Genomic DNA, 18,951 nt, shown 5'->3' with positions numbered 1-18,951 from the left:
CGCCGGAGCCCGTGGTGGGGGCTGCCGCTGCGTGCTCGCTCCGCTCGCACTCTTCCATGATGTAGTACTACTTCCGCAGCTCGATGACTGTCTTGCCGATGCGGATCGGCGCGCCCAGCGGAATCGGCGTGGCGGTCGTCAGCCGGCTCCGGTCGAGGTACGTCCCGTTGGTCGAGCCCAGGTCCTCGACGATCCAGTTGCCGTCGCGGTCCGGGTAGATCCTGGCATGGCGGCTGGAGGCGTAGTCGTCGTCCAGCACGATCGTGCTGTCGTGCGCCCGGCCCAGAGTGATGGTCTGGCCCTGCAGCGCGACGGTCGTGCCGGTGAGGGTGCCCTCGGACACGACCAGCTTGGTGGGTGCGTTGCGGCGCTGGCGTCCGCCGCCGGCCTGCTGACGCTGCTGAGGAGGTGCGGCCTGCTGCCGGGCGGCCTGTTGCTGCGGCCGTCCGCTCTCGCGCCTGGACCCGCGCTGAGTGACGCGCGTGCCGAACAGGTCGCTGCGGATGACCTGCACGGCCACGATCACGAACAGCCACAGTACGGCCAGGAAACCCAGCCGCATGACCGTGAGGGTCAGCTCTGACATTGCCCCCGCTTCACCCTTCGGCTTGCCGGTAAATGATGGTGGTGCTGCCCACGACGATCCGCGAGCCGTCGCGGAGCGTAGCGCGGGTGGTGTGCTGCCCGTCCACCACGATGCCGTTGGTGGACCCGAGATCCTGGATCGTCGAGGGCGTTCCGGTCCGGATCTCACAGTGCCGGCGCGAGACGCCGGGGTCGTCGATCCGCACGTCGGCTTCGGTGCTGCGGCCCAGCACCAGAGTCGCGCGGGAGATCTGGTGGCGGGTGCCGTTGATCTCGACCCAGTGGCGGGTACGGCCGCCCACCGCCGGGGCGGCGGGCGGTCGCGGGCCGCCGGCGGGCTGCGGGTAGCCGTAGCCACCGGGGCGCGCGCCGGGCGGCGGCGCGGCCGGCATGGGCGGGGCGCCCGCGGGAGCGGCCGCCGGCGGATAGCCGTACCCCCCGCCGGGGCGGCCCGCGGCCGGGGCCGGCGGAGCGGCGGGCCCGGGAGCCTGCTGGTTGCTGCTGGAGGCGAGCGTACGGCTGCGCACCCGGTACAGGCCGGTGTCGAGGTCGTCCGCCTTCTCCAGGTGCACCTTGATCGGGCCCATGAAGGTGTACCGCTGCTGCTTGGCGTAGTCGCGCACCATCCCGGCGAGCTCGTCGCCGAGCTGGCCGGAGTAGGGGCTGAGCCGCTCGTAGTCCGGCGTGCTCAGCTCCACGATGAAGTCGTTGGGGACGACGGTGCGGTCGCGGTTCCAGATGGTCGCGTTGTTGTCGCACTCGCGCTGGAGTGCTCCGGCGATCTCCACGGGCTGGACCTCGGACTTGAACACCTTGGCAAAGGTGCCGTTGACCAGACCTTCGAGACGCTGCTCGAACTTCTTCAGGACTCCCATGAGGCACCTCCTCCGATGTCGCTGCCGTCCTGCTTCGCGCCTTGTGGGCGCTGCCTTACCTGGTACTGCTTACTGATCGTATCCACGCGCGGGTGAATCGGCTGGTTCCCCCTGTCGGCCTCGTCGACGAGTGTCGACGCCGGTCGGAGTTCGCTTCGGAAGTTCCCTTCGGAGCCGTCCTTCGAACTCCTCCCACCCACTCCTTCTGCCCAGGATCGTAGAGGCGGCCGCAGACCAGTGTCCCGCACCTGACTGTGGACCCTGCCCGGCTCCTGGGGAGACGGGCAGGACCGGTACGAGGTTGATACGTGAACCGGCATCCGTTGATACGAAGCGAAGACGCCTGATGATCGATTCCTCCGGCCCCGGATCGGGGAACCTTGCTGGTCGGCGGCTGCCCGGCCATAAGAGATGTGAACCCACCCCCGCCACCGTGCTAATGTTCTGCGTGTCGGAAGGCGCCAGAGCCCAAGGGGCGAGGGGCCGGAGGACACACCCAATGCGCGGGTGGCGGAATAGGCAGACGCGCTGGATTCAGGTTCCAGTGCCCGCAAGGGCGTGGGGGTTCAACTCCCCCCTCGCGCACCAGCCGGAAGCCCCCAGGTCCCAGACCTGGGGGCTTCCGCTTTGTCGGGTCGGTGTGAGTCTCATTACCTCGTGAGGACAATCACACGTCCCCTCCCGTCCCGACCCCGCGATCGTGAGCGGCCCTTTTACCCGGGACGCTGAGTTGTCCACAGGGTCTGACGCGCCTCGTCCACCGGCTGTACGGTCTCCACGAGTTGATGTTCGTGCGTGTGCGGGGGAGGCGGTCGGTGTGACCGGAATCGGAGAGGCACAAACGACGGAGCCGCGGATACGGCGTCTGCCGCAGGTGCGTGGCTTCGCCGCGTGGCCCGTCGAGGGCTCGCCCAAGGAGGAGGGCAAGGCGCTGCGCAAGCGGGTGCCGCGCCGTGCGCACGCCGCGCTCGATCTCGACGGCTCCCGGCCGCACGCGGTCACCGCGGTCGAGGAGTCCCACCGCGGCCGGATCGCCGAGCTCACCCCGATCAGGGCGGGCCGGATGGCCGCGACGCCCTTCGCCTTCCTGCGCGGCTCGGCCGGCCTCATGGCGTACGACCTCGCGCGTACGCCCATGACGCGCATCCGTGCGCAGATCTGCGGCGACGCCCACGCGGCCAACTTCGGCCTCTACGGCGACGCACGCGGCGACCTGGTCATCGATCTGAACGACTTCGACGAGACCGTCGACGGCCCCTGGGAGTGGGACCTCAAGCGGCTCGCCGCCTCCCTGGTGCTGGCCGGCCGGGAGGCGGGCGCCGACGAGGACCACTGCCGCAAGGCGGCGTACGACGCGGCGGGCGCCTACCGCCGCACCATGCGCCTGCTCGCCAAGCTGCCGGTGCTGGACGCGTGGAACGCCATCGCGGACGAGGAGCTCGTCTCCCACACCGACGCCCATGACCTGCTCGGCACGCTGGAGCGGGTCGCGGAGAAGGCGCGGGCCAACACCAGCGGACGCTTCGCGGCGAAGTCGACGGAGCAGCTGGAGGGCGGGGGGCGTCGCTTCGTCGAGTCGCTGCCGGTGCTGCGGGCGGTGCCGGACGGGGAGGCGGCGGCGGTCGCCGCGGGGCTCGAGGAGTATGTGACCACGCTCTCCGAGGACCGGCTCCCGCTGCTGGCCCGCCACACGGTGCACGACGTCGCATTCCGGGTCGTCGGCACGGGCAGCGTGGGCACGCGCTCCTACGTCGTGCTGCTGCTGGACCACCGGGCACAGCCCCTGGTCCTCCAGGTCAAGGAGGCCCGGCCTTCGGCGCTGGTCCCGCACCTGGTGACCGCGGGCTTCGAGGCGCCCGTGGTCGAGCACGAGGGCCGCCGGGTGGTCCTGGGACAGAAGCGCATGCAGGTCGTCAGCGACATCCTGCTCGGCTGGACGTCGGTGGAGGGGCGGCCCTTCCAGGTCCGGCAGTTCCGCAACCGCAAGGGCAGCGTCGACCCGGCCGCCCTGGCCGCCGACCAGATAGACGACTACGGCCGGATGACCGGCGCCCTGCTGGCCCGCGCCCACTCCCACAGCGCGGACCCGCGCCTGGTCGCCGGGTACTGCGGCAAGAACGAGGAACTGGACGAGGCGATGGCGCAGTTCGCCGTCGCCTACGCGGACCGAACCGAGGCGGATCACGCCGACCTTGTGGCGGCGGTCCGGTCGGGGAGGGTTGCGGCGGAGCTCGGGGTGTGAGCGGGGAGGGGTCTGCCGGGCCTGGGAGGGTGTCGGGCTCGGGAAGAGCGTGGGGATCGGGCCGGGGAAGGGGGCTGGGTGAAGTACGTCGACCTCGACGGGCGGGACGGTGATCTCACGGGGATCGTCGACCCCCGTCCCTATCTGGCCAGGCTGCCGGTGCTGGCGGGGCAACTGCCGCCGGGGGCACGGGCGTTCGCCACGGAACCGGGGCACTACGACCTCTCCGGGAAGCGGTGCGTGAAGGACCTCATGCCACAGGGGGTGCGCAGGACCGGTGCCGACGAGATCGAGATCCGCTTCGGCCACAACTGCTTCAAGCACGACGAGGACCTGCTCGTCCGGTACGCCGGTGTCTCCCGCTTCCAGGTCGGCGTCCTGGACGTCTGCGACGTGAGCGGCCTGGGCGAGGTGATCCTCGACGAACTCCTCCCGCACGCCGACGGCTGCACGCACGAGATCGCCTGCCGTCCGGGGACGCTGATGGTGGCGTGCCGGGACCTGGCGGCGCGGTGGGTGGACGCGGAGTGCCCGGAGGGGCGGTGATGGTGCGCTGTCGGGCGGGGCGGTGACGGTGGCGCCAGGCGGGGCGGCGGCGCCGGAGGGGTGTGACGGTGGCGTAGGGCGGGTGGCGCCTGTGTCGGGGCAGGGTTGTTTTTGGGCGCCGGGGATTTGGTCGGCGCCGGGTCCCTTGGGTGGCCGGGCCTTGGCCGGCGCCGGGTTACTCGGGTTGTCGGGACGTTGGTGGGCGCCGTTTGTCCTGGGTGGCCGGGGCTGTGGCGGGTGTCGTTGCTGGTCGGGGGCGTTGGCGGTGGTGTGGCGGAGGGGGCGTGGGGCCGTGGCCTAGGCTGGTTGCGTGACGAGCCCGGAAGCTGAGCAGGGTGGTGTCGCCGGTGAGGCACAGGCGACGCCCGAGGACGGTGCGCCGCGCCCCGAGGAGCGCCTGGAGCGGGCCGTGCGGGCCGCCGAGCAGGCATTGATCGAGTACGAGATCGCCGTGGAGACCTTCCGGGTGGAGGTCGAGAACTTCTCCCGGCTGCACCACCAGCGGCTCGGCCCGATGTACACCCGCCTCGACGAGCTGGACGCGGACATCGCCGAGGCGCGGGCCGCCCGCACCGGCGACCCCGAGGACCGGCGCAAGGCGGAGGAGGCGCGGGCCAGGGTGATGCCCATGCCCGGCGTCGAGGAGCTGTTCCACGGCTGGATGGACGGCGACGGCCTCTTCCCGGAAGCCGCCGCGATGCTCACGGAACAGCCCGTGCGGCCCCCGCAGCGGGTCCGCCCCAGCGACGAGGCCCGCAAGCTCTACCGCGAGCTGGCCCGCAAGGCCCACCCCGACCTGGCGCAGGAGGACACCGAGCGGTCCCGCCGTGAGGAGTTCATCACCCGGGTCAACGCCGCCTACGCGCGCGGCGACGAGGCCTTGCTGCGGGAGCTGGCCGAGGAGTGGGCGAAGGGGCCGGAGCCCGCGGAGCGCCGCCCCAGTCCCAGCGAGGAGCTCTACGCCCGGCTCGAATGGCTCGCCCAGCGCAAGGAGATGCTGACGCTGGTGGCCAAGGAGCTGGAGGAGAGCGCGATCGGGGCGATGCTCCGGCTGGCGCCGGACGATCCCGACCGGCTTCTGGAGGAGATCGCCGAGAAGCTGCTGGCCGATGTCTCCGAGCGGGAGGCGGAGCTGGCGGAGCTGCTGGCTCAGTCCGGTCAGTAGGGGCTGGTGTTCCCGGTGCGGACGGCTTGGTGAGGCGCGCGTCGGGTAGCGTCTCAAGCATGCATTTCGGAGCTGGTGTGCCCACGGTCGAGGTCGGGGATCTCAAGGACGGCGACTTCCTGCTGGACGTCCGCGAGGACGACGAGTGGCAGGCGGGCCACGCCGAGGGGGCGCTGCACATCCCCATCAGTGAGTTCGTGGCCCGCTACGGCGAGCTGACCGAGGCCGCCCCGCAGGACGGCCGCGTCAACGTCATCTGCCGCTCCGGCGGCCGCTCGGCGCAGGTCGCGATGTACCTCGTCCAGCAGGGCGTCGACGCCGTGAACGTCGACGGCGGTATGCAGGTGTGGGCCGCCTCGGGCCGGCCGGTCGTGACGGACGAGGGCACGGCCGGGTTCGTTCTTTAGGGGTCGGCCTGTAGGGACGTAGGACCGGTGGGACCAGTGGGACCAGTGGGCAGGCTCTGAGCGGCCCGGGCGGGCGGTCAGCCGAGTGGGTGGGCCGCCAGCAGGTCGCCCAGGGCCTCCTCGTGCGCCGCTGCGGGGCCGAGCTGCAGCTCCAGGTGCTTGGCCCACGCGTGGTACCGGTGCAGGGGGTATTCGACGTCCGCGCCGAACCCGCCGTGCAGATGCTGTGCCGTCTGAACGACCCGTCGTACGCCCTCCGAGGCCCAGATCTTGGCGACGGCGACGTCACCGGAGGCGGGCAGCACGCCGGAGGCTCCCGAGCCGATCCGCCACGCGGCCTGCCACAGGGTGGCCTCCATCGCGCGCAGGTCGATGTAGCGGTCGGCGGCCTGGACGGCGACAGCCTGGAAGGTGGCGACGGGGAAGCCGAACTGCTCCCGTTTGCCGGTGTATTCACTGGTCATCGCGAGGACACGCTCGCCGAGGCCGAGCGCCAGCGCGCAGGTGCCGCAGGTCAGCAGGTCGCGCAGCCGCTCCCAGGCGCCCTCGGCGTCGATGACGTCACGGGACGTGATCCGGGCCGACTGAAGGCGCAGTTCGCCGAGCCGTTCGCCGGAGGTGGAGATCTGCTCGGCGAGGGCTACGCCCGGGTGGGTCCGGGGGATCACGGCGAGGAGGACGCGGTCGGTGGCCGTGTGGGCCGGTACGACGACGAGGTCGGCGGTGTGCGCCCACGGGACCGCCGTCTGCACCCCGTCCAGGATCCAGTCGTCGCCGTCCTGCCGTGCGGTCACGGCGCGTTCGGCCGGGTCGTGGCCGCTGCGGCCGTTCGCGGCGACGGTCAGCACCGCCTCGCCGCGGCCCGCCCGGGCGAGCAGGGCGGACTTCAACTCCGGGCTGCCGTAGGCCTGTACGGCCGCTGTGGCCGCCGCGGTCTCCAGCAGTGGGACGCGGGCCAGCACCTTGGCCGACTCCCGCAGGACCAGGCAGAGCGCGATGGGGTCCAGGCCCGCCCCGCCGTACTCCGGGTCCAGCAGCAGGCTCAACAGGTCCGCCTCGGCGAGCCTGGTCCACAGCGTGCGGTCGAAGTCGTCGGCGACGGCGCCCGCGACGAGTGAGGGACTGGGCACCGCGTCCGGCGCGACCCCGGCGAACACTCCGCGCGCCGCCTCGGCCGCAGCCTGCTGCTCCTCGGTGAAGGTGAAGTCCACGGTCCTGTCCCTCCGGAGGGTCCGTTGATCTGACGGGTCGTCAAGATAGAACAGGTTCTAGAAGAAGGGAACGGGTCGCCGGGGTCTCGGGGGCGGATGCGCTTTGCTGCCGACCGATCGTTCGGTGTGCTGCATCCATGGTCACCCTCGGGCCGTAAGGTGTCCATCGCTGTGGATAACCTGCGGGCATGCCCTGTGGACAACGGGGCGTCGTCGCGTGCGCCGCGGTGCGGTCGGCCCGACGGGCTGTGCCGAACGGGCCGGTCTGAGTACCGTGCCGTGCGAGTGCGGTGATTGCGATACGCAAAGGCGGTACGGCGTCCCGCTGCCGAGTGGCCACGTGGCCGTGCGGCCGGAAAGACGGACCGGGATCGGGAGACGGGCGAAATGGACGCGTACGGCACAGACCCGGGCCCCGGGCGCGATCCGGCCGACCCCGAGAACACGCCTGAACGGGACAGTTCGCCTGAGCGGGACAGTTCGCCGGGGCGGGGCGTTGAGCCGGGGGTGGGCGGCTCTCCGGGGGCGGGTACCGAAGCGGCGGCCGACGGTTATTCGGGGCGAGGTGCCGCGTCGACGTCGGATGGGTTGTCCGAGGTGGATGCCGGGTCGAAGCCCGGTGGTCTCTCTGGGCCGGATGACGGGCTGGAGCCCGGTAGTCCCTCCGGGCCTGATGGCCGGCCGGAGCCCGGTAGTCCTCCGGGGACGGAAGACCTGCCGGAGCCGGAGTCCGGTGGCGTGTCCGGGGCAGGGGTTCCGCCGAAGGACGGTGGTGTGTCCGAGGCGGGTACACGGTCGGAGTCTCGCGGCGGGCCCGGGGCCGGCCCGATACCGGTGTCGCCCGGTGTCCCCCCGCAGGCTCGGGTGGGTGGTGTGTACGGGGGCGGAGGGGTTCCCGAGGTTGGGGCGTATGCCGAGCCTCGTACGGGTGTGGCGGCGCTTTCGGTGCGGTATCAGGTGGGGGCCGCGTTGGCGCTGGCGGTGGTTGCTGTTGCCGTGTGCGTGCATCTCGGGATGGTGTTTCTGCATGTCGCGCCGTCGAACACGGTGACCAAGGCGCACGGCAAGGCGATCGACGACTGGGTCTACCCGGAGTTCGAGCAGAACTGGAAGCTGTTCGCGCCCAACCCTCTGCAGCAGAACATCGCGGTCCAGGCGCGCGCCGAGGTGCAGGCCAAGAGCGGGGAGATCCGCACCACCGGCTGGTACGACCTGTCCGCCGAGGACGGCCGCGCCATAGACGGAAACCTGCTGCCCAGCCACACCCAGCAGAACGAGCTGCGCCGCGCCCTGGACTTCTTCCTCGCCACGCACGACAGCGACAACCGCCCCTCGGGCCTGCGCGGCTCCCTGTCCGAGAACTATCTGCGGCGCATCGTCGTGCTGCGCCTGGACCGGGAGGACGCGGCCGGCAAGGGCGGCGTCGTCGAACAGGTCCAGGTCCGGACCCGTACCACCAACGTGCCCCCACCGAAGTGGAGCACGGAGAAGATCTCCGACAAACCCATCTACCGCGTGCTGCCCTGGTGGTCGGTCGCGACCGATGACACCGACACCGACACCGATGGAGGCGCCGAGTGAACCGCCTCGCCCTGTCGGTCTCCTCCGCCATCGCCCGCGTCACCGAGTCGGCGCTCGGCCCGTACCAGACCGCGGTGATCCGCATCGGCTTCAGCGCGACCTGGCTGCTGTTCCTGCTGCGCGAGTTCCCCCACCGCGAGGAGCTCTACGGCCCCGACGGCCCGTGGAACTGGGACCTCGCCCAGCAGCTGATCGCCGTCAACCACGCCTTCACGGCCCTGATGTGGTCGGACAGCGGCGGCTGGTTCGAGTTCGTCTACGTCCTCGCCGTCCTCGCGAGCTTCCTGCTGCTGCTCGGCTGGCGGACCCGCACCATGTCCGTGCTGTTCATGCTCGGCGTCCTCTCGCTGCAGAACCGCAGCGTCTTCGTGGGGGACGGCGGCGACAACGTCCTGCACCTGATGTCCGTCTACCTCGTGTTCACGCGATGCGGCCAGGTCTGGTCGCTGGACGCGCGGCGGGCACGGTGGGTACGGAGTGAGGGCGCGGCACGCGCGCGTGGAGAGCGGATCGCGGACCGGGTGGGTGTCGTCCTGTGGGCCGTGCTCGGCTTCGCGCTGGTCGCGGTGACCGCCGGCGGCAGGTTCGACGGTGTCGACCCGACCGTGCCGGTGATCGTGTGGCTGGTGTGGCTCGCGCTCGCCGTGTGGTGGGTCGTCGGGCGCCGCGCGAAGAGCGCGGAGCCCCGGATACTGCTGGACGTCGTCGGCAACATCGTGCACAACGGCGCCCTCTTCGTGATCATGGCCGAGGCCTGTCTGATCTATGCGACGGCGGGCTGGTACAAGATCCAGGGCAGCCGCTGGCAGGACGGCACCGCGGTCTACTACCCCCTGCACCTCGACTACTTCTCGCCCTGGCCCGGCCTCGCCGATCTGCTCTCGTCCAGCGGCACGCTGGTGATGCTCGTGACGTACGGGACCGTCGTCGTGCAGGTCGCCTTCCCGTTCACGCTGTTCAACCGGCGCGTCAAGAACGTCCTGCTCGCGGCCATGATGACCGAGCACGCGGTGATCGCCGTGGTCCTCGGCCTGCCGTTCTTCTCGCTCGCGATGATCGCGGCGGACTCGGTCTTCCTGCCGACGTCGTTCCTGCGCCGCCTCGGCGACTGGGTGGCACGCGCGCGTGCCCGCGTCGTCGCCCGCCGCGGTCGCACCCCCCTGCCCGGCCCGCGCGCCCCGGAGAACCCCGAGCCCACGCACGCGAACTCCCCGGCGTGAGCCCGCACCCTGTGTGCAGACACCCGCGCCGTACGTGCAGACATCCGCGCCGTATGCGCGGATGAGCGGGCACCGCACGCGCACGTAGGCTGCCCACCATGACCGACCCCACCGCCGACACCGCGGACAACGCGGACAGCGCCGACACTGCAGACAACGCCGACACGGCCGACACCGTGGCCGCCTGGCGACGGCTGGCCGGCACCTGTGTACTGCTCGACGGCTTCCACGCGCTCAAGCACGCCGTGCGCTTCGGGGCGGAGGTCCCGGTGGCGGTCACCACCGACCGGCGGGCCGCCCTCGCCCTCGCCGGCGAACTGGCGCCCGACGTACGCAAGACGCTGGCCGGACTCCTCACAGAGGTGCCGGAGCAGGCGTACCGCAGCGTGGTCCCGCGCCCCCACCCCACCGCCGTCGCGGCACTGGCCGTACGCCCCTCCCGCGTGGCGGGCCTCGCCACGCTGGCGCACGTCCCGCGCACCGCGCCCGTCGTGGTCCTCGACCATCCGCGCAACCTCGGCAACGCGGGAGCGGTGATCCGGCTGGCCGCGGGCTTCGGCGCGACCGGCGTGGTCACCATCGGCCCGCTCGACCCCTGGCACCCCACCGTCGTGCGCGGCGGCGCAGGACTGCACTTCGCGACCGCGGTGGAACGCCTGACCGCCGACGAGCTGCCGGCGGGCCCGCTGTTCGCCCTCGACCCCGAGGGCGACGACATCCGGGGCGTCAAGCTCCCGGACGACGCCGTCCTCGCCTTCGGCTCCGAGCGCAGCGGCCTGTCCGCCGAACTGCGCGCCCGCACCGACCACTTGCTGTCCCTGCCGATGCGCCCCCAGGTCTCCAGCTACAACCTCGCGACCAGCGTGGCCATGACGCTGTACCACTGGAGCGCCACCGGGTACGGCTCCAGGCCCTAGGCCTGGCCCTGTGCCTCCCGGCGCACCTCGACCACCCGGAAACGGTTGGCCACGAACGCCCCGTCGCACAGCGCCGCGTTCGCCGCCGGGTTGCCGCCCGACCCGTGGAAGTCGGAGAAGGCGGCCGTCTGGTTGACGTACACCCCGCCGGTGAGGTTCAGCGACAGTTGCGCCGACTCCTCCAGGCAGACCTCCTGGATCGCGTCCTCGACCTCGGCGTCGGTCGTGTACGCGCCGACCGTCATCGCGCCCTTCTCGCGGATCGTGCGCCGCAGCAGCTCCACGGCCTCGGCGGACGAGTCGACGGCGACGGCGAAGGAGACCGGGCCGAAGCACTCGCTCATGTACGCGGCCTCGTCGTCCGGCTTGGCGCCGTCCAGCTTCACGATCACCGGGGTGCGCACCACCGCGTCCGGGAACTCGGGGTTGGCGATCTCTCGTGAGGCGAGGGCGACTTCGCCGAGCCCGGCCGCGGCCTCCAGACGGGCCTTCACGTCCGGGTTGACGATCGCGCCGAGCAGCGCGTTCGCGCGCGCGTCGTCGCCGAGCAGGCCGTCGACCGCGCGGGCGAGGTCCGCGACCACCTCGTCGAAGGTCTTCGGGCCCTCGTCCGTGCGGATGCCGTCGCGGGGGATCAGCAGGTTCTGCGGGGTGGTGCACATCTGGCCGCTGTACAGGGACAGCGAGAAGGCCAGGTTGGAGAGCATGCCCTTGTAGTTCGCCGCCGAGTCCACCAGCACGGTGTTGACGCCGGCCTTCTCCGTGTAGACCTGCGCCTGGCGGGCGTTGGCCTCCAGCCAGTCGCCGAAGGACGTCGAGCCGGTGTAGTCGATGATGCGGATCTCCGGGCGCGTGGCCAGGGTCTTCGCGATGCCCTCGCCGGGACGCTCGGCCGCCAGCGCCACCAGGTTCGCGTCGAAGCCCGCCTCAACGAGCACCTCGCGCGCGACCTGCACGGTGAGCGCGAGCGGCAGCACCGCGCGCGGGTGGGGCTTGACCAGCACCGCGTTGCCCGTGGCCAGGGAGGCGAACAGGCCCGGATAGCCGTTCCACGTCGGGAAGGTGTTGCAGCCGATCACCAGCGCGACGCCGCGCGGGACCGGGGTGAACTGCTTGGTGAGCGCGAGCGGGTCGCGCTTGCCCTGGGGCTTGGTCCACTCCGCCGTGTCGGGTGTGCGGACCTGCTCCACGTACGCGTAAGCCACCGCCTCCAGGCCGCGGTCCTGCGCGTGCGGGCCGCCGGCCTGGAACGCCATCATGAACGCCTGGCCGGAGGTGTGCATGACCGCGTGCGCGAACTCGTGCGTCCGGTCGCTGATCCGCTTGAGGATCTCCAGGCACACCACCGCGCGCATCTCCGCGCCCGCGTCGCGCCACGCGCGCTGTCCGGCCTTCATCGCGGGCAGCAGCTCGTCGAGATCCGCGTGCGGATAGTTCACGCCCAGCTCGATGCCGTACGGCGAGGTCTCGCCGCCCACCCAGTCGTCCGTGCCGGGCTGGCCGAGGTCGAGGCGGCTGCCGAGGAGGGCGTCGAAGGCGGCCTTGCCCGCCGCCATGTCCAGGCTGCCGTTCTCGCCGTAGGCCTTGGGGTGCTCGGGGTGCGGGGACCAGTACGCACGCGTGCGGATCGCTTCCAGCGCCTGATCGAGGGTGGGCCGGTGCTTGGCGATCAGCTCGTGCGCGGTCAGTTCGGCGGCCATGCGGGACCAACTCCTCGTCTTGTGAACTCTTCGTCGAGCTCATGACCTGGGCAGAAATATGGGCAGGAACAGCCGGTCAGAGTTAGAGTAACCGAACGATCGGTCGGGACAAGGGGGTCCGCCGCATCTGTGGAAAACCCCGTGCGGGAGGATCGCGCACATGACAGCACTCGACCTCAGCAGCCCCGTGGCCTTCGTCGGCACCGGCACCATGGGCCAGGGCATCGCCCAGGTCGCGCTGGTCGCGGGCCATCGGGTACGGCTCTACGACGCCGTCCAGGGGCGCGCCCGGGAAGCGGCCGAAGCGATCGGCGCCCGACTCGACCGGCTCGTGGCGAAGGACCGGCTCACCGCGGCCGAGCGGGACGCCGCGCGCGCCCGGCTGCTGCCCGCCGCGGACCTGACCGACCTGGCGGACTGCTCCCTGGTCGTCGAGGCCGTCCTGGAGCGGCTGGACGTCAAACAGGAGCTGTTCCGGGAACTGGAGCAGGTGGTCGACGAGGACTGTCTGCTCGCCACCAACACCTCGTCCCTGTCCGTCACCGCGATCGGCGGCGCGCTGCGCAGCCCCGGCCGCTTCGTCGGCCTGCACTTCTTCAACCCCGCGCCGCTGCTGCCCCTCGTCGAGGTGGTCTCCGGCTTCGCCACCGACGTCTCGTCCGCCACGCGCGCGTACGAGATGGCGCGCGCCTGGGGCAAGACCCCGGTCGCCTGCGCCGACACCCCCGGCTTCATCGTCAACCGCATCGCCCGCCCGTTCTACGCCGAGGCCTTCGCGGTGTACGAGGCGCAGGGCGCCGACCCGGCCACCATCGACGCGGTCCTGCGCGAGTCGGGCGGCTTCCGCATGGGTGCCTTCGAGCTGACCGACCTGATCGGGCAGGACGTCAACGAGGCGGTCACGCACTCGGTGTGGCAGAGCTTCTTCCAGGACGTGCGCTTCACCCCGTCGCTCGCGCAGCGGCGGCTGGTGGAGTCGGGTCGGCTCGGCCGCAAGAGCGGGCACGGCTGGTACGACTACGGCGACGACGCAGAGCCCGCCGAGCCGCACACCGCGGACGCCGCGCAGCAGCCCGCGTACGTCGTCGCCGAGGGCGACCTGGGCCCCGCCGCCGAGGTGCTCGCGCTGATCCGTGAGGCGGGCATCCCCGTGCGCGAGGAGGACGAGGACCACGGCACCCGCCTGGTGCTGCCGAGCGGCGGCCAGCTGGCGCTCGCCGACGGCCAGACCTCGGTGGAGTTCCGCGACGTCGTCTACTTCGACCTCGCCGTCGACTACCGCAGGGCCACCCGTATCGCCCTGTCCGCCTCCCAGGACACCTCGCCGCAGACCCTCTCCGAGGCTGTCGGTCTCTTCCAGGCGCTCGGCAAGAAGGTCAGCGTCATCGGGGACGTTCCCGGCATGATCGTCGCCCGCACGGTCGCCCGGATCGTGGACCTCGCGCACGACGCCGTCGCCAAGGGCGTGGCCACCGAGGAGGACGTCGACACGGCGATGCGCCTGGGCGTCAACTACCCGCTCGGACCGTTCGAGTGGAGCCGCAGGCTCGGCCGCAACTGGGCGTACGCCCTCCTCGACGACCTGCACCTGCGCGACCCGTCCGGGCGCTACGCGCCGTCTCTCGCGCTGTACCGCCACGCGTACGCCTCCGACAAGCGGGAGGGCAGCACCTCATGACCACCGCCAAGCGCGACACGTACACGCCGGAGACGCTGCTCTCCGTCGCCGTACAGGTCTTCAACGAGCGCGGCTACGACGGCACCTCCATGGAGCACCTCTCCAGGGCGGCCGGCATCTCCAAGTCGTCGATATACCACCATGTGACCGGCAAGGAGGAGCTGCTGCGGCGGGCCGTGAGCCGGGCGCTCGACGGCCTGTTCGGGATCCTCGACGAGGAGCACGCGCGCGTGGGGCGGGCCGACGAGCGGCTCGAGTACGTCGTGCGGCGCATGGTCGAGGTGCTGATCGGCGAGCTGCCGTACGTGACGCTGCTGCTGCGGGTGCGCGGCAACACCGACACCGAGCGCTGGGCCCTGGAGCGGCGGCGCGACTTCGACCACCGGGTGGCCGAGCTGCTGAAGGCGGCGGCCGCCGACGGGGACGTGCGCGCCGACGTGGAGGTGCGGCTCGCGACGCGGCTGGTCTTCGGGATGATCAACTCGATCGTCGAGTGGTACCGGCCGGACGGACGCGGCATGGACGAACGCGAAGTGGCCGACGCGGTCGTGCAGTTGGTCTTCCAGGGGCTGCGCAAGGAGGGCTGAACGGCCCTGCCCTCAGCCCTGCGGCTCCAGGTCCTCCTCCTCGAACACCAGCAGCGTGCGCGTGCTGAGCACCTCGGGCATCGCCTGCAGCCGGGTGAGCACCAGCTCGCGCAGGGCCCGGTTGTCCGAGGTGTGCACCAGCAGCAGCACATCGAAGTCGCCGCCCACCAGGGCGATGTGCGAGGCCCCGGGCAGCTGTGTGAGCTGCTCGCGCACCGTGCGCCAGGAGTTCTGGACGATCTTCAGGGTGATGTAGGCCGAGGTGCCCTGACCCGCGCGTTCATGGTTCACGCGGGCACCGAAGCCGCGGATGACGCCGTCCTCGATGAGGCGGTTGATGCGTGCGTAGGCGTTGGCCCGTGAGACGTGCACCCGTTCCGCGACCGACCGTATCGAGGCCCGGCCGTCCGCCTGGAGCATCTGCAGGATGTCCAGGTCGATCGCGTCGAGGGGGCGGGCGGGCGGCAGGGCGGTGGTCCCCTCCGGCCCCTCGGCCATTTGTTCAGGTGCCATGTCCCCCCGCCTCCCTGCCATGGACGTACTGCTTTCATTTCAGGCTGTGGAGAACCGTTTGTCCACAGCGTGGAGCCACCCGTAGCCAAAATGTGTCGGCGACCGAACAATCGGTAGGTGAGGCGCACCACAATGCCGTGGCGCGCCCGAAGCCGCTCCCACGAGGAGGTGCCGTCATGACGGTCATGGAGCAGCGGGGTGCCTACCGGCCATCCCCGCCGCCCGCCTGGCAGCCCCGCACGGACCCCGCGCCGCTGCTGCCCGACGCGGAGCCCCACCGCGTCCTCGGCACCGAGGCGGCCGCGAAGGCCGACCCGGCCCTGCTGCGCCGCCTGTACGCGGAACTGGTCCGCGGCCGCAGGTACAACACGCAGGCGACCGCCCTCACCAAGCAGGGCCGCCTCGCCGTCTACCCCTCCAGCACCGGCCAGGAGGCCGGCGAGATCGCCGCCGCGCTGGCCCTTCAGGAGCAGGACTGGCTCTTCCCCAGCTACCGGGACACGCTGGCCGCCGTGGCCCGCGGCCTGGACCCCGTCCAGGCACTGACCCTGCTGCGCGGCGACTGGCACACGGGCTACGACCCGCGCGAGCACCGGGTGGCCCCGCTGAGCACGCCGCTCGCCACCCAGCTCCCGCACGCGGTGGGCCTCGCGCACGCCGCCCGCCTCAAGGGCGACGACGTGGTCGCGCTCGCCATGGTCGGCGACGGCGGCACCAGTGAGGGCGACTTCCACGAGGCGCTGAACTTCGCCGCCGTCTGGCAGGCCCCGGTCGTCTTCTTCGTGCAGAACAACGGCTTCGCGATCTCCGTCCCGCTCGCCAAGCAGACCGCGGCGCCGTCGCTGGCCCACAAGGCCGTCGGTTACGGCATGCCGGGACGCCTGGTCGACGGCAACGACGCGGCCGCCGTGCACGAGGTGATCGGCGCCGCCGTGAGCCGCGCGCGTGAGGGCGGCGGCCCCACGCTGATCGAGGCGATCACGTACCGCATCGACGCCCACACCAACGCTGACGACGCGACCCGCTACCGCGGCGACAGTGAGGTCGAGGCCTGGCGGGCGCACGACCCGATCGCCCTCATGGAGCACGAGCTGACCGAGCGCGGCCTCATCGACGAGGACGGCATCAAGGCGGCCCGCGACGCCGCCGAGGCGATGGCCGCCGACCTGCGCGAGCGCATGAACCAGGACCCGGTGCTCGACCCCATGGACCTCTTCGCCCACGTCTACGCCGAGCCCACCCCGCAACTGCGCGAACAGCAGGCCCAGTTGCAGGCCGAGCTGCACGCCGAGCAGGAAGGCGGGCACTGATGACCACCGTCGCCGTCAAGCCGGCCACCATGGCGCAGGCCCTCACGCGCGCGCTGCGCGACGCCATGGCCGCGGACCCCGCCGTCCATGTCATGGGCGAGGACGTCGGCACCCTCGGCGGTGTCTTCCGGGTCACCGACGGACTCGCCAAGGAGTTCGGCGAGGACCGCTGCACGGACACCCCGCTGGCCGAGGCGGGCATCCTCGGCACGGCCGTGGGCATGGCGATGTACGGGCTTCGGCCGGTCGTGGAGATGCAGTTCGACGCGTTCGCCTACCCCGCGTTCGAGCAGCTGGTCAGCCATGTCTCCCGCATGCGCAACCGCAGCCGCGGCGCCATGCCCCTGCCCCTCACCATCCGCGTCCCCTACGGCGGCGGCATCGGCGGCGTCGAGCACCACAGCGACTCCTCCGAGGCGTACTACATGGCGACGCCGGGGCTCCACGTCGTCACGCCCGCCACGGTCGCCGACGCCTACGGCCTGCTGCGCGCCGCGATCGCCTCCGACGACCCGGTCGTCTTCCTGGAACCCAAGCGGCTGTACTGGTCCAAGGACTCCTGGAACCCGGAGCACCCGACGGACGTTGAACCGATAGGCCGCGCGGTGGTGCGGCGCTCCGGCCGGAGCGCCACGCTCATCACGTACGGACCGTCGGTGCCCGTGTGCCTCGAAGCCGCCGAGGCCGCGGCCGCCGAGGGCTGGGACCTCGAAGTCGTCGACCTGCGCTCCCTGGTGCCGTTCGACGACGAGACGGTCTGCGCCTCGGTGCGGCGGACCGGGCGCGCGGTCGTCGTGCACGAGTCGGGCGGGTTCGGCGGCCCGGGCGGGGAGATCGCGGCCAGGATCACGGAGCGCTGCTTCCACCACCTGGAGGCGCCGGTGCTGCGGGTGGCCGGATTCGACATCCCCTACCCGCCGCCGATGCTGGAGCGCCACCACCTGCCCGGCGTGGACCGGATCCTGGACGCCGTGGCGCGTCTGCAGTGGGAGGCCGAGAGCTGATGGCACGCGCGTCTGACATGCACAGCCTGGAGTTCAGGCTGCCCGACCTCGGGGAGGGACTCACCGAGGCGGAGATCGTGCGCTGGCTGGTCGAGGTCGGCGACCTCGTCTCCGTCGACCAGCCGGTCGTCGAGGTCGAGACGGCCAAGGCGATGGTCGAGGTGCCCTGCCCCTACGGCGGCGTCGTCACCGCCCGCTTCGGCGAGGAGGGCACCGAACTGCCCGTCGGGGCACCGCTGATCACCGTGGCCGTGGGCACACCGGCCGCCGACGCCGGGTCCGAGGGCTCGGGCAACGTCCTGGTGGGCTACGGCACGTCGGAAGCGCCCGCGGGGCGCCGCCGCAGGGTCAGGCCGGGACAGCCGGCGCCCACCGCACCCGGGGAGACGAACGGCCGGGCGGACGCCCCGCGGGCGGCGGACGGCCCGGTCCCCGTGATCTCCCCCCTGGTGCGCCGGCTCGCCCGGCAGAACGGCCTGAACCTCAGGGACATGACGGGCAGCGGCCCGGACGGACTGATCCTGCGGGCGGACGTGGAGTACGCGCTGCGTGCCGCCGAGGCACGGGGACGCACGGCCCAGCCGCAGACAGGGATGGCCGAGCCGCCCGCCGAGGCCCCCACCCGCGTGACGTCCGCGCCCGCGCCCGCTCCCGTCGCGGCAGCCGGCGGCGCCGGCCTGCGCGTCCCCCTCAAGGGCGTCCGCGGTGCCGTCGCCGACAAGCTCTCCCGCAGCCGCCGTGAGATACCGGACGCGACCTGCTGGGTGGACGCCGACGCGACCGAACTCATGCGTGCGCGCACCGCGATGAACGCGGCGGGCGGGGCGAAGATCTCCCTGCTCGCGCTGCTGGCCCGCATCTGCACCGCCGCGCTCGCCCGCTTCCCCGAGCTCAACTCCACGGTCGACATGGAGGCCAGGGAGGTCGTCCAGCTCGACCAGGTGCACCTCGGCTTCGCCGCGCAGACCGAGCGGGGCCTCGTCGTCCCGGTCGTACGGGACGCGCACACGCGTGACGCCGAGGCGCTGACCGCGGAGTTCGCCCGGCTGACCGAGGCGGCCCGCGCGGGCCGCCTCACCCCGGCGGACCTCACCGGCGGCACGTTCACGCTGAACAACTACGGCGTGTTCGGCGTCGACGGCTCCACGCCGATCATCAACCACCCCGAGGCGGCCATGCTCGGCGTCGGCCGCATCGTCCCCAAGCCCTGGGTGCACGAGGGCGAACTGGCCGTCCGCCAGGTCGTCCAGCTCTCCCTCACCTTCGACCACCGGGTGTGCGACGGCGGCACGGCGGGCGGCTTCCTGCGCTATGTGGCGGACTGCGTGGAACAGCCGGCGGTCCTGCTGCGCACTCTGTGACAGCGGGAGCACCCACACGTTCCCTGTGATCGCCGGGACACGCATACTC

17 protein-coding genes and 1 tRNA gene are annotated in these 18,951 nt (G+C 72.0%); 13 read left to right on the top strand and 5 right to left on the bottom strand.

From position 1 onward, the window contains the following. Positions 1–67: 67 nt before the first annotated feature. Positions 68–586, bottom strand: a complete 519-nt coding sequence (locus MQN93_RS13545) for an FHA domain-containing protein FhaB/FipA (protein ID WP_016437088.1) — start codon at positions 584–586, stop codon at positions 68–70. A gap of 10 nt (positions 587–596) precedes the next feature. Continuing rightward, positions 597–1,460, bottom strand: a complete 864-nt coding sequence (locus MQN93_RS13540; protein WP_016437089.1) for an FHA domain-containing protein — start codon at positions 1,458–1,460, stop codon at positions 597–599. A 501-nt stretch (positions 1,461–1,961) separates the two neighbouring features. Between MQN93_RS13540 and MQN93_RS13535 the strand changes: the two genes are divergently transcribed. The 5 genes from MQN93_RS13535 (at position 1,962) to MQN93_RS13515 (ending at position 5,820) form a co-directional block, all read left to right on the top strand. Next, positions 1,962–2,048: transfer RNA gene (locus MQN93_RS13535), tRNA-Leu, on the top strand. Between the two features lie 229 nt (positions 2,049–2,277). Continuing rightward, on the top strand, positions 2,278–3,702 hold the full coding sequence (locus tag MQN93_RS13530) for a DUF2252 domain-containing protein (RefSeq protein ID WP_242709670.1): 1,425 nt from the start codon (positions 2,278–2,280) through the stop codon (positions 3,700–3,702). Positions 3,703–3,780: 78 nt separating this feature from the next. Next, positions 3,781–4,248: a hypothetical protein gene (locus tag MQN93_RS13525; RefSeq protein WP_016437091.1), complete on the top strand. Its 468-nt coding sequence runs from the start codon at positions 3,781–3,783 to the stop codon at positions 4,246–4,248. 310 nt (positions 4,249–4,558) lie between these two features. Then, the gene (locus MQN93_RS13520) at positions 4,559–5,413 is read left to right on the top strand and encodes a J domain-containing protein (protein ID WP_242709669.1); all 855 of its coding nucleotides are present in this window, start codon (positions 4,559–4,561) and stop codon (positions 5,411–5,413) included. 77 nt (positions 5,414–5,490) lie between these two features. Further along, positions 5,491–5,820: a rhodanese-like domain-containing protein gene (locus MQN93_RS13515; protein WP_016437093.1), complete on the top strand. Its 330-nt coding sequence runs from the start codon at positions 5,491–5,493 to the stop codon at positions 5,818–5,820. A 77-nt stretch (positions 5,821–5,897) separates the two neighbouring features. On the opposite strand, the gene MQN93_RS13510 is transcribed toward MQN93_RS13515, so the two are convergent. Beyond that, positions 5,898–7,031, bottom strand: coding sequence for an acyl-CoA dehydrogenase family protein (locus tag MQN93_RS13510; protein WP_242709668.1), 1,134 nt, complete (start codon positions 7,029–7,031; stop codon positions 5,898–5,900). A gap of 645 nt (positions 7,032–7,676) precedes the next feature. On the opposite strand from MQN93_RS13510, the gene MQN93_RS13505 reads away from it, so the two are divergent. From MQN93_RS13505 to MQN93_RS13495, 3 genes are all read left to right on the top strand, one after another. Beyond that, on the top strand, positions 7,677–8,612 hold the full coding sequence (locus MQN93_RS13505; protein ID WP_372504357.1) for a DUF5819 family protein: 936 nt from the start codon (positions 7,677–7,679) through the stop codon (positions 8,610–8,612). Next, positions 8,609–9,832, top strand: coding sequence for an HTTM domain-containing protein (locus tag MQN93_RS13500; RefSeq protein WP_242709667.1), 1,224 nt, complete (start codon positions 8,609–8,611; stop codon positions 9,830–9,832). Before MQN93_RS13505 ends, MQN93_RS13500 begins: the two co-directional genes overlap by 4 nt. A 98-nt stretch (positions 9,833–9,930) precedes the next feature. Continuing rightward, entirely contained in the window at positions 9,931–10,749 is an 819-nt protein-coding gene (locus MQN93_RS13495) for a TrmH family RNA methyltransferase (protein ID WP_242709666.1), read from the top strand. Here MQN93_RS13495 and paaN read toward each other — a convergent pair. Continuing rightward, positions 10,746–12,449, bottom strand: a complete 1,704-nt coding sequence (gene paaN, locus MQN93_RS13490; protein WP_242709665.1) for a phenylacetic acid degradation protein PaaN — start codon at positions 12,447–12,449, stop codon at positions 10,746–10,748. The two genes, MQN93_RS13495 and paaN, sit on opposite strands and share 4 nt — an antisense overlap. A 160-nt stretch (positions 12,450–12,609) precedes the next feature. Between paaN and MQN93_RS13485 the strand changes: the two genes are divergently transcribed. Further along, positions 12,610–14,127 carry a 3-hydroxyacyl-CoA dehydrogenase gene (locus MQN93_RS13485; RefSeq protein ID WP_242709664.1) on the top strand — a complete coding sequence of 506 codons (1,518 nt, stop codon included), beginning with the start codon at positions 12,610–12,612 and terminating at the stop codon, positions 14,125–14,127. Beyond that, positions 14,124–14,714: a TetR/AcrR family transcriptional regulator gene (locus MQN93_RS13480; RefSeq protein ID WP_016437100.1), complete on the top strand. Its 591-nt coding sequence runs from the start codon at positions 14,124–14,126 to the stop codon at positions 14,712–14,714. Before MQN93_RS13485 ends, MQN93_RS13480 begins: the two co-directional genes overlap by 4 nt. 12 nt (positions 14,715–14,726) lie before the next feature. On the opposite strand, the gene MQN93_RS13475 is transcribed toward MQN93_RS13480, so the two are convergent. Next, positions 14,727–15,212 (bottom strand): Lrp/AsnC family transcriptional regulator, encoded by a 486-nt coding sequence (locus MQN93_RS13475; protein WP_037783365.1) that lies wholly within the window; start codon positions 15,210–15,212, stop codon positions 14,727–14,729. 191 nt (positions 15,213–15,403) lie between these two features. Between MQN93_RS13475 and pdhA the strand changes: the two genes are divergently transcribed. The 3 genes from pdhA to MQN93_RS13460 are packed head-to-tail and all read left to right on the top strand — an operon-like array spanning position 15,404 to position 18,902. Continuing rightward, a complete protein-coding gene (gene pdhA / locus MQN93_RS13470; RefSeq protein WP_242709663.1) occupies positions 15,404–16,537 on the top strand; it encodes a pyruvate dehydrogenase (acetyl-transferring) E1 component subunit alpha in 1,134 nt (377 codons plus the stop codon). Continuing rightward, on the top strand, positions 16,537–17,541 hold the full coding sequence (locus tag MQN93_RS13465) for an alpha-ketoacid dehydrogenase subunit beta (protein ID WP_016437103.1): 1,005 nt from the start codon (positions 16,537–16,539) through the stop codon (positions 17,539–17,541). Before pdhA ends, MQN93_RS13465 begins: the two co-directional genes overlap by 1 nt. Further along, entirely contained in the window at positions 17,541–18,902 is a 1,362-nt protein-coding gene (locus MQN93_RS13460; RefSeq protein WP_242709662.1) for a dihydrolipoamide acetyltransferase family protein, read from the top strand. The genes MQN93_RS13465 and MQN93_RS13460 overlap by 1 nt, the downstream gene beginning before the upstream one ends. Positions 18,903–18,951 lie beyond the last annotated feature (49 nt).

Source organism: Streptomyces spinosisporus (genome assembly GCF_022698145.1).
In the GTDB taxonomy this organism is placed as follows: Bacteria; Actinomycetota; Actinomycetes; order Streptomycetales; family Streptomycetaceae; genus Streptomyces; species Streptomyces spinosisporus.
Note: the sequence above shows the minus strand (reverse complement) of the source record. Positions and strands in the feature narration are given on the sequence as shown.

What these genes read in the sequence shown, in the direction of transcription:
- MQN93_RS13475 (WP_037783365.1), bottom strand. Translation starts at nt 15,212, where the DNA reads ATGGCCGAGGGGCCGGAGGGGACCACCGCCCTGCCGCCCGCCCGCCCC.
- MQN93_RS13480 (WP_016437100.1), top strand. Translation starts at nt 14,124, where the DNA reads ATGACCACCGCCAAGCGCGACACGTACACGCCGGAGACGCTGCTCTCC.
- MQN93_RS13465 (WP_016437103.1), top strand. Translation starts at nt 16,537, where the DNA reads ATGACCACCGTCGCCGTCAAGCCGGCCACCATGGCGCAGGCCCTCACG.
- MQN93_RS13495 (WP_242709666.1), top strand. Translation starts at nt 9,931, where the DNA reads ATGACCGACCCCACCGCCGACACCGCGGACAACGCGGACAGCGCCGAC.
- MQN93_RS13485 (WP_242709664.1), top strand. Translation starts at nt 12,610, where the DNA reads ATGACAGCACTCGACCTCAGCAGCCCCGTGGCCTTCGTCGGCACCGGC.
- MQN93_RS13545 (WP_016437088.1), bottom strand. Translation starts at nt 586, where the DNA reads ATGTCAGAGCTGACCCTCACGGTCATGCGGCTGGGTTTCCTGGCCGTA.
- MQN93_RS13460 (WP_242709662.1), top strand. Translation starts at nt 17,541, where the DNA reads ATGGCACGCGCGTCTGACATGCACAGCCTGGAGTTCAGGCTGCCCGAC.
- paaN (WP_242709665.1), bottom strand. Translation starts at nt 12,449, where the DNA reads ATGGCCGCCGAACTGACCGCGCACGAGCTGATCGCCAAGCACCGGCCC.
- MQN93_RS13540 (WP_016437089.1), bottom strand. Translation starts at nt 1,460, where the DNA reads ATGGGAGTCCTGAAGAAGTTCGAGCAGCGTCTCGAAGGTCTGGTCAAC.
- pdhA (WP_242709663.1), top strand. Translation starts at nt 15,404, where the DNA reads ATGACGGTCATGGAGCAGCGGGGTGCCTACCGGCCATCCCCGCCGCCC.